Below are 14,773 nucleotides of genomic sequence, written 5' to 3' on the forward strand. Positions count from 1 at the left end.
CTTGGAGACTGGACTGCTAGGACCTCGGTTGGGCTCCCGGAGGCTAGCGTGCTGGTCGCACAAGCTGCTGACATTCCTGACGCATTTTCGATTATCAAAGCGATTTCAGAGAACAATGCCGCCTTTGATCACGCCGCCTTCGATCGTCGCCTCAGTGCCGAACGGGAAGCTGATGAGCGGGAAAGTCGCGCGCACGATACAAACGATTCTCCCAATCCTGACCGCAAACAGCTGACTTCGCTCGAAGGTGACCCGAGATTCGCATTGCTGTATCAACCACTGCAGTGGGTATCGCCTGCTGATGATATGCGCGAAGGGCTGGCAGACATCCGGTCGGGGGCTCAATGGGCTCTCGCGCCAAACGAGGGCGGCTGGTTGGTCCAGGTCATCAATAAACAGGAGCGACGCTATGTCCGGATGACATGCGAACTTTCTGATGGAGGGGTGAGGGTGATTGATATCCAGGGTGCTGCACTCGACTGAGTGGGCGATGACAATCCTCTAATGCCGAGACATGCTTGGTACCAGCGCAGGGATGCGGTTGCCAACTTCTGAGGCTTGGTTTGACGTTGGCTGGTATCTCGAATTCGTCTCGGAACGCTGGTTGCGGCTCCCGCCCCTACAGATTGTTGCCCTGGGCGTCCCCATGTTGCTTCAGGATTGTCGGCTTTGCTGACCGGACTTGACGGTGCTCCATTCGCGACTTCGGCAAGAATCCGATGTGGCGATTGAACCAAGGCCTGTCTTCGCGACGGAATTGATAGGTCACTTCAATCGCGCGCCCGTCGATACACTCCAAACGGATCTCCACACCCCCTTCTTTGACGCCTTGGGCTTCAAAAAATCCGGCACAACAGAAGGCAACGGCGACAACCTGGTGTTTCCGCATGAGCGATTGCTGCGACGACAATATGGCCTGCAAGTAGCTTGAGCCCGGCTCGGCGCTGCGCATTGGGTCAAGCATCATCATCACGTCGCCCGCGTCTGTGAGCAGCGCTGCGAATGCGGAAAGCGTGCCCGTCGAATCAAGCTCCGCCGTTACGTAGGGCTCCAAGACGCTCAAGAGCGCTTGAATCTCGGGAATGTGTTCGTCATTCATGAGTTGGGCGGAAAATTGAGCAGCAGAAAGGCGATTCGTTGCTTTTCGCTACGGGTTGCAACGAGGGAGTCGAATGACTGAGAGAGTCTGGAACTTCGAGAAAGTTCAGAACGCCTATGCAGCTCCGGGAACGGTGTTGCGGAATCTTACCCAGGCAACGCACTTCTCATTCCTTAGCCGACAACAGTGATCTTTAGCGACGGCGCGTTCCATGCTCTGACAGCTGCAACATCTGAATCAGCTATTCTTTGAGACTTGGGAGCCACGCACATCGGACGCCTCGACTGAAAGATCGATACTGCCCAGTAATCGGAGACACCTACCCAGTTCGGGTCTCCTGCTGATTGGAGGCGCCCGCCGTGCACCAGCTTAACCCCACCCCGGATCAAATCCGGGGTGACGAGAGATTTATTTCGGTTTTGCTGGGTGTCCGATACTTCCGCACGACAGCACTTTGCTCTGGAACGGCTGAGCAGCGTGGGTTTGGCGTGGTTCATGGGTATCTGGATTCCCGTTGGATTCCCGCTACTGGATTCCCGCTTGAACCATAGCTCCCCCCGCCTTGGTCCGGCAGGTCATTCCAACGCAAGTCAGGGCAATTGAACTTCGATTTGCTCAGCTTGTAGATCCACCAGCGCGTCGATCAGATCCAGGAAGCACTCAGGCGGCGCTGAACCAAAATCCACGACAAAGCTGTATCCGCCATCGGTCGGCTCGGGATCGGACATGAAATGCACAACCCCCAGCATCCCGTCTTCATCCTCTGAATTTTCGCTTTCGGCGTCGAACCACTGCCAAAACCAATCCGCGAGTGGCGCCCAATCGACCACGCCGTTTCGTTGGATCAGGAACAGCGCGTTGTCCCACGAAAAGGGCCGCATGATGACCGGAACGCCTTCACAATCGAGTTCGAGCGCCTCGAACTCAAGATGGGTCTCAGTGTCAACGGTAATCGGCTCCGCCTCATCGTCATCAGCGGGCACCAAATCCACACGGCAGGGCAAACCCAAGTCGCCGTCGCCAACGACATTGCCTTCGTCATCGCACAGCGCAGGCTCGAGAATGCAAGGTCCGTAAGCGACCGCTGCGTCCTTAAGGGCGTCCACATTGATCTGGCGGATGCGATTCAACAGTTCGGTGATGTCCATTTGCCCTCAAGCAGTTCGGCACAGAAGCAGCGGGCCAGCGAGTTCAGCAGCTAATCCAAAACCGATGGGCTGGCGACAACGCCTTCGGCACCCGGGCGATTCTGACCTAAAGAGCCCCGAGAGGCAAAACCAAGCCGGTGAAGCGCCGGCTCAGGGTAGGCTGATCGCGCATTGTCGTTAGCATTGAGTGACACTTGCCATCGCGCGATTCTTTGCTGGAACGGGACACGCAACGATCGCAGTTGCCGCATTCCGACAAAGCCATCGACGTCGGACGGGTGCCCCGCAACATCGCGCGGATTCTTGAGATGCGGCTTGGGGAATTGAAGAGTAGTGGGGGTCTCGTACCCCTCCGCAAGGGAAGCTTGTCGCGATGTCGTTTGTCGCTAGAGGTCGCATTGAACGCGGTGGTACTTGAAGAGTCAAGCGATAGCGTTGACCTGCCGGCTGTCGGGCGGAATCGTCGATGAATTGTCGTCTCGAATTGGATACGACGCCTCAGTGCAGGCTCCCCATTTCTGCGGCGGCGCAGTGGCACGGATTTTGTGCGTTTCGTGGGTGTCTAGAATCGACCATAGGCGCGCGGTGTTCCAGGTGGGATGGCATTGGCCATGCGATCTATTGAACGGCTTCGGGACTTGGCTCTACGGGGCTGTCAGATGCATCTGTGAGGCGGGTTTGCCGGTGGTTTCGATGCGTGTTTGCTCTTCGCCGCAGCCGCTTCTGAGACCCGCCACCCTACTGAAGCAAGAGTCTCTGAGACGGCTCAGGGACGCCGGCACTCGGGCTTTCGTGGGCGTCTTAGCTTCCTCCAAGTACTGAGGTGCTGCGCTAAGCTTGGCTGCATTTGCCTTCGCGGCGTTTTGAACTTTCTTCGCTAGTGCTTACCAGATGAGTTTGTGCGCAATGTCGTACTGATCCGATTGAGGCGAGTCTTGAACCAAATTGCATTCTGTCGAAGCGTTTCCTGGCTTGGGCCCTTGATCGGACTAAGTTTGATCTTGAGTCTCTGGACCATGAACGCCGTGGCCAGAAAATCCCAAACGCGTGTCGTTCCGGACGGTTACGGCGTCGTTGTGGTCGTCCACAACGAGCATCGACCCCCGCCAGACACACGCGCATTTCGGTACGCTTTCGAAGCCGAGTATTGGATCGAGCTGGAGAATCTGGCGAATGGCAAGAACGAACGGTTGATGGGATACATGGTCGACGAAACGCATCGTCTTTACGCGGGCGCTGTACCGGCCGGCACGTACCGCAACATTTCGGTGGGACGACTGGCCGACACCCCCGAGTCGCTGATCACGGTTGAGGCTGGCACCATTAGTGACGAAGGCACTGTGGTGTTTATGCTCAACTCGAAGGGTACAGCTACCGATGTGCACTGGCGGGCCAATGAACCGACCCTGACACGGATGCGACTAGCGGACTACGCGCCGGGTTTGGCGGTTGGCGATCTTCCGATTCGGTCCGCAGCTGGCACGATGGGTCCAAGGACACGGGCTGCTTACGTTGCCAGCGAGTATCTCAGTGCCATCTTGATGGACCGGACGGTCTATATCGGTAGTTCGGCCGGCATGCTGTTCTCTTGGTCGATAGGGAGCGACCAGATCGAGGTCATCGATACCGGCCTCACCGCGCCGCTCGATATTCTTGAACGATTCCCCGATGGGACACTCCTCGTTGGCGGTGGGTTCATGCAAATGGCCAAGCGCGCATCGGGTGCAGATTCGTCCTGGCAATCGGCCACCTCTGGGCTGGGCGGAGGACGCACGCTGAGCGCGAAGCTGATGCCTGATGGGTTTGTTTATCTGCTGCATCGTGAAGGCAAGGAATTGGTTCTGTACCGCGCAACTGATTCGTCAGCGCGTTGGCAGGAAGTGCTGCGTCAGCCAGCTACCGAAGCGTGGCAAGGCAATCAATTGCAACGCTTTCAACCATCATCGCTCTATGTCGCAGGCGATGAGTTGTTGTTCCCCACCGCAAAGAAAACACTTGGAGCCTATAACACGCGAAGCGGAACGTTCGAAGCGAGAGCACTGCCTGGACAACCTCTGTCGTTTATTGGCCGTAACAACGGTCCGCTCATGGCGCTTGTCGGATTTGTCGCGTTTTGGCACGAGAGCACTGATCATGGGCGCAATTGGCGGAAGCTCCCTAGAGATGACGAGACCGCGTCCGCAAACCTAGCAATGAAGGTGGACAACACGCTGATCCGCTACGATTTTGTGCCCGGTACGAGTCAGATTCAGGGATTGGCTCGCAGCGTTGATCAGGGCAAGAGTTGGCAAACCGCGCTCAGCGGAGGCTTCCCTGTTCGGCAGATCCTCAATCCACCGTCGTCGAGTCTGGTCATTGTGATTGGCGACGTTGGGCAATTGCATTTCAGCGAGGATGCAGGGGAACACTGGCGCGAGGTCGGGGTGCAGAGGACGCTCCGTTGAGCCATCCCAAATAGATGAACTGAGTAACATGGGCAGCGCTCTGTTTGCCTGCGCGTGAAGCGTGCCTGAGCCGCTGTCGCTTCCATTGAGCGTAGTGGCTGTCCCGTTTCGGTGCTCGTTTCAGCCCTGGTCCCGTTTCAGCCCTGGGTCGTCCGTGGCCGGAAAATCTGAGCACCAGCGCCGCGCAACTGGCGTCGATAGTCAAAGCTTCTCCGCCTGACCTTTTCATAGCCACAGAGCCAAGCCCGCCGAACACAGCGGCTGACGCAGTGATAGCAGCCAGTGTAATTTGGTGGAACGGTTCGTTCGCGCGCTTGCGGCAAGTTGTTCGCCTTCCGTGTCGGTGTGTCGAAGTGATTTTCCGCGGCTCGCTACGCCCGCGCATTGGGGGATATCTGAAAAAAGTGACCCGCGGAAATTTCTTGGACGACACTGCTTCAGCGGCGGCTCATTGCTCTGAGGCGTCTTAGTGGCGGGGATTTCGCGGGATTTTTGGGTGTCTTCGCTTCCGGAGACCGCATGACCCACCCGCATCGTGTCTGACGTCGTTCGTTCGCAGACGTTTGTAAGCCTCGTGGATATCTGCAAGTCCCCGCCAATCCAAACCAATACAGAGATCGACTCGACAAAGACAGACTCATCACCCACTCTGCAGACAGCCCCCACCCACATGGCAGGTTCGCTCGCCTGCGGCACGATGCGCACCGGATGGCTCAGCCGCGCGCTTCTTGCCGGGCCTATGGGTGTCTTGGCTCGCCTTCCATACGCTACGCGGCTCATTTCTTCGCGCTGTCTGGCGGCAATTGACAAACGATGCCTCTGAGGTGTCTTTCCGTATGCCGGAGGAAAAATTCCGGGAACTCCGCCTCTCCGGAAATCATTTCTTTGACTTCCTTGGCTGTCGGTGCGCCTTCTTCGTAAAGCGGAAGCACATACAGTACATTGCCAATGCTCGCCCGAAGGGTCCCATCCTTGATGGAACCGAACCCGAAGTAGTATGCGCCAACATCGAAGTGTTCGCCGCAGTGAGTCGAATTTCCAACGTATCTGATTCTCTTGAGGTCGCCTTCGCCACGGAGTACAGCGGCCACAGCTACATCGGCTACAACGTCGTAGCCACGAGTACGTCCTTTCGCGTTTAGCGGGCTACCTTCAAGGTTCGCGGAGGTGATCTGGAACAGCACGACCGATTCAGCGTTTCTAGCCCCATCGGCGTCAAATTCTCTTTCGATACACTGACTGGCTGAGCTGCTCGCACAGGTGAAGACAAGTACGGTGCCGATGAGTCGTTTCATAGGGCTTGGTTCCTTTTGTTAGTGGCATTCGGCTGGCGATGGTTCTATCGACAGAGCTTACTCACGGGAGCTGGTACGCTCGAACGATTGAGCTGCAATTCGCCCGCGAAGATTTCAGGGCTGAGCCAGTGGCCCGAGAGGCATCTGTGACGCGTTGTTCGTGGGTTGTGGGGGGATCTTGTTCCACGCCAGGCTATCTCAGCACGATTGGCTTACGCCAATCGGTTTCAAGGCGCGGATGTCTCGTCCAGCGGGCTCAGCAACCGAAGATCCGAGCGGCCGACGCTGCCATCCATTGTCACCAGGGTGGGAGGTGGCAGCACCGGCTGGTTGAGCCAATTGGCTCGTTTGACTGCCACGCTATACGAACGCCGCCACGGTGACTTGTTTTTGCCGGTTTTGGTTCGGAATTGAACCGGTATACGTACAAAGCGTACGCCGCGCGTCGCCAGCGGCGCCAGATCCCACTGATCAACCGCGCGATCGGTGGCATCCAAGAACAGTGACAGAAACTCCTGCTGAGTGCTTTTCTGCGGAATCCGACCCTCGCCAGACACCCACGCACCGTCTCTCGCAGACTCCAACACCTTGCCGGATTGGTCCAGCATCAGCAACAGTTCGAACTCCGCGCCAATGCCGGCGCGCGCCGCATCACGCGGGTAATCGGGCTCCTTGAGATTGATCATGCGTTGTTTCGACTTTTCCGCTGGCTGGCTGAGAAAATCGACCTGGATAATGCGAAGATAGTTCTTGCCCTCGATGCCAGCGTCGATCTGTGCGGTAATCGTAAATCGAGCCTTCGCGCGTACCGGTTTGCCGCCTTCCAGCAAGGGTTCGAAGCGCCACCCCTGGATGCGACCCCTGAGCACTTGATCCGCCTCGCTGCCAAAAGCCTGATTCAGGTGCACGTCGTCCACTCTGCCATCCGGCGCAATGACCAGATGACCGCTGCCGTGCGCGCGATAGACTTCAGGAGTCGCGGCCCACAAGCTGCCGGCGCACCACAACAACAGCCAGATTCCGTAACGTTTCATGAGTCCACGCGACCGCAGCAACTAGACGAGATGGCGTAACACGATACTGGCTGTTGTCAGACTTGTCGCGTGCTTCTGGGACTTATGCGTCTTAGTTGGCTCTCCTTAGCGCGGTGTCCGTGGGACTTGTGGGTGTTTTGCGCTCTCCAATCGGTCACGCAATCTCCAACAGTGCCACTCGACCTCAGATCAGTACGAATGCGCGGATGTCGGATCGGTCAATCTAACGGCACTCGGACTTCGGTCATACTTGCAAAAGAGTTCCGAGGGACGACCATGCACTATCTACTACGAATCGCCTTGATCTGCGGAATTGTATACCTGGTCAACGGCTTGGCCAAAGCCAGCGAGCAGCCCCACGGTGAACGCTGCGAGAAGGGTGAACGCTGCGCCGATGATCGCCTGGCCGACTCCTTCTGCTCAGCCTTCTCGAACGTCCAGTTGGCATTTCTTGGCGACGCTTGGTCATCCTCGAATGCGGCCGAGTCGATTGCCGCGCGAGAACTGGGTTGGCAAGTCATTTCAGAGACACAGCAGGTCGATTCGTTACTGCGTGTGCGAACGGCTCAGGCGCTAATTGATTCCTACCTGGAGGCTGGGTTCAATGATGAGGCGCTGCGCTTGTTCCGATCGTTGTCTTCCGGTGACCGCACCCTGCTGACTTCCGGCGCGATTCTCGAGGGTGAGTGTGAGAAGGGTGATGTTAGTCTCTTTCTGGAGGCGAGCCCGCAATTGACCGCGGCCGGTCTGGCGATGGCTTGCGCGGACATCGGCGATGACGCATGCGTACAGTCGATGCTCGCTGCCGCCGCACAGCCGGTTGATCCAGGCCCGCCCGACACCTATGCCGGCGACGACGTGGGTCGCTCCCGCTATGCTGCGCAATGCACACGATCCCTGCTCGCAGGCGATATCGCCCGGAATCCGTTTGCGTGGCTCTTTGGTACGCCTCCCGCCGAAGTCGGGTGCAGTTACATGTTGCGAGCTCGAAGCTACCAGCGACGCGTTGCCCAACAGTACCGCGATGCCGCATTGCCGAAGGACTGGCTTCCCGGGATTCCGGCGCAGTGGCAAGCGAGTCTGAGCAAACGTGATCAGAGGATGGCGGCGCGGCTTTTGAAGAAGCTACCAGCGGTTCGGACCCGAATCGCCGAATTGAACAAGCTCGTGGCGCACATCGAGACCGATGATGGTCCATGGCTCATTGATACGTTCGCGGCGGAAGATCGCTGGTTTGGAGACCAAGAGGAAGGCAACGCGAGCGACCAGGATCGCGCTTTGGCAGCGCGCATCAGTACGCAACTGCAGGCTGACCGGTTTAATCCATATACGCAGTCGCCGATCGACGCGCAGCTTAGTCTTGAAACCGACCAAACCGGAACTTGCGCAACATCTGCTCTGCGCTGCACAGAAACGGACGACGCCAGCTGGGCACTGATGCTGTCACAAGACTACGACCCATCCGGAGAGCTGCCTGCAGCCGGCTTTTGGCTGCAGCGAACTGCCAAACCTGAAGGCGCGGTTACGCGGTACTACCTCGGGTTGAAGGAACATCTGCCATTCGAGTTGGCAGAACAACAAGGCCCCATGATTGCTGACGGGCAATTGTCTCTATCAGTGCGGGTTGCGGAACTGAAGTCTGAGAGCATCAGCTTTCCGCCAGTGACATTGGAGTTTCAGCGCAGTCGGGCAGTCTTGCAACTGCGAGCATCGCTGGAAGCGATCATGCAGGACCAAGACCAGGATGGCCTGACTGATCTCGCCGAGCAACAACTGCTTCTCGACCCACTTTCTGCCGACACTGATGGTGACTCCATTCCGGATGCCGACGATTCGTTTCCGAACGTGGCGTTCAACAACGGTCGAGGTAAGCGCAGTATGGCCTTGGCGAGTGCGCTTAGCCTTATACAAGAGGGCGAGGATCAAGCGATTTCTGTGTTGGTCCCCGAGAGCGAACAGTTCGTCAAGCGCCATCGCAGCAGTGAGCAGACCTTGTTCTTGATTGTCGATCCCGAAGACGTCTCGGCGTTGAGCAGTCAGAAACGTGTGATTGTTATTCCCAGATCACTCGATCCGGGTGTCTTTGAACCACACGGTGCGTTTGCAACCTTGATGCCCATGACGATCTCCGTCGAGTTCGACCCGGATGGGATCCATGCAGTGGTTCATTTCAACGATCGATGGTCAGGGGGCGCATTCGCTTTGGAATGGCAGCAGGATCACTGGGTCGTTGGCGTTCTGAGCTCCTGGGTCAGCTAGTGACTCGGATGAGTGACTCGGAGACACCCACCTAGTTTGGGTCTCCAGCTGTTCGGATACGCCCGCCGTTCGGCTGTTTAAACTCGCCCCGGATCAAGTCCGGGGTGACGAGAGGTCAATTGCGGCAGCGCTGGGTGTCTGATCCTTCTATCGGCCCTCCTCCACTGGAGATTCGAACTGCGAACGCATTCGGCCAAAGCCGCACCAGCCAAAGGTATCGAACTTCAGGTTTGCGTGCGACCATCAGCTTTCGCTGCCACAGAATCAAGTCCGCCGGACCATTCGGATGACACAGTGGTCGTAGCGCATCGGCTTTGACTGAACCGTTGGTTCGCACGCTTGCAGTACGTTGATCGCCTTCGTTCGCGAGTTGTCGAATCAATCTTTGCTTATCGACGCCGCCGCCGTATTCGGCGACATCTGAGAGTGCGCTCAGGAATTTCGGTCATGTCGCGATGTTAGGGAAGAATACTTGCTTTCGGACAGCTTAGTGGCGCGATTTTTCTTAGCTTGCTGGGTGTCTCGGCTTTCGGCCACTGAGCCGCGGAACAAGTTTAGAGGCTCCCCAAGCAACTTATGAAACTCAGCCCACGCGCTCGCACACTGCCAGGGTCAGACGCGTCCGCCCCAATGCCATCGCTCCGGGATACCGAGGCTGCCAAAGGTGCAGCGCCAGAGAGTTACCACGCTGGGGAGACAGACTTGACACCCACTGTACAAAGAGACCGGTACCCCATTCACATGACGAGTCCTTAGGTCTGGGGTGTGGTGCGCACGTCGGGTTGCTAGGAGTTACTTGCAGTTTCGTCTGCATATTGCTGGATGCGTTTGGCGAATTCTACGATTCGGCTCGGATGCTTCGGGTCGGGCGACCCTCCCAGGCAGATCGTCGACCAAGCCGTAGTTAGTTTGGGCCACTTGACAAGAACTTGGGCCGACCTGACTCGATCACGAATCGTGTGACCATCGGCCCGCGAACCCTGAAGGCAACCTCGTCCCACAGCGCGGTTAGAATGACCTGCTGGCCGCCTTCGTTAACGATGCTACTCGGGCTGTATCGAACCAGCCACTCCCACTCGGAAACGAGCATGAAAGGACAGAGTCGCTTACTGCCAACGGGGCTGAACGCTAGGATTTTGACGAAGTCGACCGGCTCTGAGAAGGTGATCAAGATTTCAGAAATCTTGATCCCATCGATACTGCCGAGTGACTGGAGCTTGGCATTGCGCTGCTGTTGCTTGGCCGCGACATAGTTCCAATAGTAGTTGCGTGCAGTGCCGACTGGAAAGTTCTTGAGCAAATCGCTCTTTTTCAAACAGGTATTCATCCGCAGCTCCGATACCACACCCTTATGTTCAATTTCGCTGTAATAGTCCCAGCTATAGGGAAGCCGCTCCGCCGACCGCAGGTCTGAAAAGTCCATGGCCAATACCTCTGCCGACGCCGAGTTTGTCAATGCAAACAGCGCGACAAGCCAAACCCGAAATGAGCGGCATTTCATGCGATGCTCCGATGCAGAACAATTAGTACGGGACACGATACAAGAACACTGGGTTGTGCGTCGCCCTCGCTACGGTAGGAAACGCTGCCAGTGTTGGCAATTTGAGTATCGTTGATCCAGACGGCCCTAACGACATTGCCACCGACACTGCCCCCTTTCATCCCCATCGATCTCTTAGCGGATGGCCTATAAGCAGACAATCTCACTGCAGACTGATCAAGCGCGCCGCGACTTCGACATCCCCATTGGTAGGGACTGAATTCGTGCATCCTGGACCTTCAGTCCCGCCATCAGTCTACCTGCGCAACAGGCGCAAGGCGCTCAATGTGGGATGGCTTGAGGGTTGCGAGCAATTTGACCTGCGCATAACGCTGCTCCCGGGGTCTTGAGGCGCACCTGTGAGGCGGGCTTTCTGAGGGATTTTGGGCGCCTTGGCTTCTTTTCCAGAATTCACTGAATCCGGACCAGCACCAGCTGTAGCAAGCTGCACTGAGACGGTTCACTTGTGAGGGTTTATCGGACTTATGGGTGTCATACCGCTCTGGCCGATTTGGGCCTCAGAATTTTCTGAGGCCACGCCGTCTTGGCGGCGGCTCATTTCTCTGAGACGGCATAGCGGCAAGGGTTTTCTGGGATTCATGGGTGTTTCAGCTTCCGCTGCTAGCAGACGCGCCTCGACCCACTCGCGGCGGTAGTCGAAGTTCTTCTGCCTGACTTTGTCATAACCACAGAGCCATGCCCGACGGACACAGCGGCTGACGCAGTGATAGTAGCCCGTGCAGTTTGGTGGAGCGGTTCGTTCGCGCGCTTGTGGCATGTTGACCTCCTTCCTTGGCGGGGTGTCGAGGCGATCTTCCCTGACTGGCCACACCCGCGCATTGGGCGATTTCTGAAACTGCGCTCAGAAATTTCTGAGGTCACGCCGTCTCAGCGGAGACTCATTGTTCTGAGACGGCTTAATGGCGCGCGTTTCCTTGGATCTGTGGGTGTCTTGCTTCTCCGTCTTGCTCCGCACCTATCAAGCCCCGGCGCCACCGGTCCGGCACGGATGGATTTGCTCAGAAACACCGAAGTTACCTCAAGAAGGCGCATTTTCTCGGCAAGAAGCCTCTTTACTAGACCGGGGCGTCCATCGTCGTCTTGGCTTCCTATTCGCACTTGGCTATTCCAGGCGTCGGAATGCCCACTAAGAGCTTGCTATCTCGTGGATAGATAGAAATGGCTTCTGGAGGAATTGCGGCACGAACTTCAGCATCAAGCGTCGAAACGTTTTCTGGCCCGAGTCGAGACTCTAGATTTTGCTGCAGCTTGCCGATCCGATCCGAGTCCTGCCAGTCATCGAACGAGAGCTGCGCTAGCCGAAGCGCTCGAAATAGGTCTCGATCAGATACGCTTCCAAGACCGGTCTCGCCCTTTGGCAGAAGTGACTTCTTTACTAAGTACCACGCGGCGCGGGGATCGTTCCGGTTTGACCAACGCACCAACGCTTCTGAACGCTGCTCCGGAGAGATACCAGTTGGCAGTCTGAGAACCGCATCAACCTGTGACGAGTATCGATCATCGTTCGCTGCTGCCCGAAGCAGGTCTAGTTCAATACCCTTATCTGACATTGAACTATCGTATCCGACACAGAATAGTTGTGTGTTTGCGATGGAGTCACCAAAGAGCAATCGCTCCGCGCTTGCCAGCTCTGTCTCTGATTTTGCATGCACGAGAGCGCCAATACCCTTTTCGCTCTCAGTAAACATCTGCAAGGACTTGCAACGTTGGAGATCGCGTTGCAATAGGCATGCTTCATGGGCATTTCCAGACTTTGCTGTCGCCAAACGATCAGAAAACGTGCTCCACGCGTCATTGGTTTGACCTGACCCTTCGGTCTTGCCCTTGCGCAATGCTGAGGCGTCGTTGAATCCTGGATTGGGCTTGGCCGCGTCGATGGGGCGTGCCGAATCCGAAGGTTCACTATTCGTCTGGCCTGTTGGTTGCTTTGGTACCAGCGTGATCGGAGCTGTCGGTGAGACTTCTGGCTCCATCTCAGGGATGGTATCCGGCGAACGGCGCAAGTGCAGAAGGACGATTGCGACCGCTAGCGCGGGCAAAGTGATGATTAAAACACGCTTCTTCACTTTCGATAGGCTCGTTCTTGTTCAGAGCGCATCGTATGAGGGCGTCCGATTCGATGCAATCGTACTTGTGCGCGGAATTGTGTGAATCCCCGGCGGACCAATCGAAGGACCACTCGGAGACTCACACAACTCCGAAGAAGTGCTCGCACAACTGGGCCGATGCATCCAGGTGGCAGCGGAACTTGCTAAGTTCATTGCGGTATTCCAAAACAATGTCCGACCGATCGGGCGCGTGGAAAGAGCTCTTCCAGCAAAGTGAGGAAGGGCTGCCAACGCTTTAGCCTCGCTTGTTTTCGCCTCGTTTGATATTGGCGTTTCACCGGGCAGGCGACTGGGGCGATTGGCACTAAGCGCTCCGGTCTGCGCAGATCACGAGGAACGCCATTGCGCGGGTTGGTCGTAGCACTTCCAGCGGTCAGAACACAGCGCAGCCCGGTAGACTTTTCTCGCAAGGCTATAGCCAGCCGACCAGTGCCGACCTTTATCGAAGGCAATTAGCACCAGTCGGTCCAAGGGACCCACGGTGGCGACATTGCTCTTGCTGAATACTCGTACTTGCTCCTGCCATTGGTTTGGATCGACCTTCAGTTCGGTGATGATGGATCGCACCTTCGGAGAGATTCGGCCGAGCTTGCGGCGTGGCCATTGCCGACCGGTGTCGTCGGCCAGGGCCAAGTATTCCTTGTTGCTGAGGCTCAAGCCATTTTGTTTCACGCCGGCGATCGGGGTTAGCGGTGTGGTGCCGCGAGCTTCTTGGCCTGGATCAGCACAATACGCTTTTGCGCACCGGTGTGGTTTGAGCTTGGCAGGTCCTTGGCGATCTTGGCGCGGACCGGATTTAGGTCGGAATAGACCATCGCGGCCAGCAGGGCCCGCTCGTCGACCAACGCTTGCGCTTTGAAGCGGCCGTCCCAAAAGCGACCGGTACAATCGTCCTCGGCGTTGGCTTGCCTTGCGATTGGCTCAGCCAGGCTGCGCATAAATCAACTCAGATTGCGTAGGCGGTCTCGATATAGCGCCACCTGCTCTGGCGCAGGGGCAATGTTGGCGATCCGCTTCTTGACCGCTTCTGGGTTGTCCGAGCCTGGGAACACCAAGCACCAGCGGCGCGCGACCTCCTCGTCGGACCAACCCGCCGCCGCTTGCGCATCAATCTTCAGAACGACGTGCAGATGGTTGCTCATCACCGCATAAGCGTAGATCGAGACCGAGTAAGCTTCGGCTAGTTCCAACAGACGTTCCTCGACCCACTCTCGTCGATAGTCGAAATTCTTCCGCCTGACTTTGTCATAACCACAGAGCCATGCCCGACGAACACAGCGGCTCACGCAGTGGTAATAGCCCGTGCAATTTGATGGAACGGTTCGTTCGCGCGCTTGCGGCATGTTGATCGCCTTCCTTGGCGGTGGGTTTAGGGAATCTTCCCTGACCGGCGACTCCTGCGCATTGGGCGATTTCTGAAAAGTCCCTCAGAACTTTCTGAGGCCGCGCCAACTTCGAGGCAGCACATTGCTCTGATGCGGCTCAGTGGCGCGGCTTTCCTAGGATTTATGGGTGTCTCGGCTTCCTCGCATCGGCTTCCTCGCAGGTCATCAGTAAACAGGAGCGACGCTATGTACGGATGACGTGCGAACTTTCTGGTGAAGGGTTGAGGGTGTTTGATATCCAGGGTGCTGCACTCGACTGAGTAGTTGATGACGCTCCTCTGTTGCCGAGCCTTGCTTGGCGGCACTGCCTCGGCGTCTGCCTCACCGGAAGCACTTGCGCAGTCGTAGATGTCTGAAGTTCGGTTCAGGATGACTTGATCTCATGCGTGTCGCAGTTTCTGCGCTAGCGCGGTTTCTCCTGGGACTCATCGGTGTCTAAA

At 57.0% G+C, this 14,773-nt stretch carries 12 protein-coding genes; 3 read left to right on the plus strand and 9 right to left on the minus strand.

What is annotated here, in order from left to right; genetic code table 11:
- Window positions 1-48: 48 nt before the first annotated feature.
- Entirely contained in the window at window positions 49-483 is a 435-nt protein-coding gene (locus C7S18_RS19860) for a hypothetical protein (RefSeq protein ID WP_106893201.1), read from the plus strand.
- A gap of 136 nt (window positions 484-619) precedes the next feature.
- On the opposite strand, the gene C7S18_RS19865 is transcribed toward C7S18_RS19860, so the two are convergent.
- Both C7S18_RS19865 and C7S18_RS19870 read right to left on the minus strand, forming a co-directional pair.
- Entirely contained in the window at window positions 620-1,099 is a 480-nt protein-coding gene (locus C7S18_RS19865; RefSeq protein WP_106893202.1) for a hypothetical protein, read from the minus strand.
- A 590-nt stretch (window positions 1,100-1,689) separates the two neighbouring features.
- On the minus strand, window positions 1,690-2,247 hold the full coding sequence (locus tag C7S18_RS19870) for a hypothetical protein (protein ID WP_106893203.1): 558 nt from the start codon (window positions 2,245-2,247) through the stop codon (window positions 1,690-1,692).
- 1,016 nt (window positions 2,248-3,263) lie between these two features.
- Here C7S18_RS19870 and C7S18_RS19875 point away from each other — a divergent pair.
- Window positions 3,264-4,691: a beta propeller repeat protein gene (locus C7S18_RS19875; protein WP_106893204.1), complete on the plus strand. Its 1,428-nt coding sequence runs from the start codon at window positions 3,264-3,266 to the stop codon at window positions 4,689-4,691.
- Window positions 4,692-5,467: 776 nt separating this feature from the next.
- On the opposite strand, the gene C7S18_RS19880 is transcribed toward C7S18_RS19875, so the two are convergent.
- Entirely contained in the window at window positions 5,468-5,986 is a 519-nt protein-coding gene (locus tag C7S18_RS19880; RefSeq protein ID WP_106893205.1) for a hypothetical protein, read from the minus strand.
- A gap of 227 nt (window positions 5,987-6,213) precedes the next feature.
- Window positions 6,214-7,020: an energy transducer TonB gene (locus tag C7S18_RS19885; RefSeq protein WP_106893206.1), complete on the minus strand. Its 807-nt coding sequence runs from the start codon at window positions 7,018-7,020 to the stop codon at window positions 6,214-6,216.
- 276 nt (window positions 7,021-7,296) lie between these two features.
- Here C7S18_RS19885 and C7S18_RS19890 point away from each other — a divergent pair, with 276 nt between their 5' ends.
- Window positions 7,297-9,279 (plus strand): hypothetical protein, encoded by a 1,983-nt coding sequence (locus tag C7S18_RS19890; RefSeq protein ID WP_106893207.1) that lies wholly within the window; start codon window positions 7,297-7,299, stop codon window positions 9,277-9,279.
- 904 nt (window positions 9,280-10,183) lie between these two features.
- On the opposite strand, the gene C7S18_RS19895 is transcribed toward C7S18_RS19890, so the two are convergent.
- From C7S18_RS19895 to C7S18_RS19920, 5 genes are all read right to left on the minus strand, one after another.
- A complete protein-coding gene (locus C7S18_RS19895) occupies window positions 10,184-10,780 on the minus strand; it encodes a hypothetical protein (protein ID WP_106893208.1) in 597 nt (198 codons plus the stop codon).
- Between the two features lie 1,148 nt (window positions 10,781-11,928).
- Window positions 11,929-12,906 (minus strand): hypothetical protein, encoded by a 978-nt coding sequence (locus tag C7S18_RS24275; protein ID WP_146152026.1) that lies wholly within the window; start codon window positions 12,904-12,906, stop codon window positions 11,929-11,931.
- A gap of 369 nt (window positions 12,907-13,275) precedes the next feature.
- Entirely contained in the window at window positions 13,276-13,620 is a 345-nt protein-coding gene (locus tag C7S18_RS19910) for a hypothetical protein (protein WP_106893211.1), read from the minus strand.
- Window positions 13,621-13,634: 14 nt separating this feature from the next.
- Window positions 13,635-13,886, minus strand: coding sequence for a hypothetical protein (locus C7S18_RS19915; protein WP_106893212.1), 252 nt, complete (start codon window positions 13,884-13,886; stop codon window positions 13,635-13,637).
- Between the two features lie 3 nt (window positions 13,887-13,889).
- Window positions 13,890-14,291, minus strand: coding sequence for a transposase (locus C7S18_RS19920; protein ID WP_106893213.1), 402 nt, complete (start codon window positions 14,289-14,291; stop codon window positions 13,890-13,892).
- Between the last annotated feature and the right edge of the window lie 482 nt (window positions 14,292-14,773).

The organism is Ahniella affigens (assembly GCF_003015185.1).
Lineage (GTDB): Bacteria > Pseudomonadota > Gammaproteobacteria > Xanthomonadales > Ahniellaceae > Ahniella > Ahniella affigens.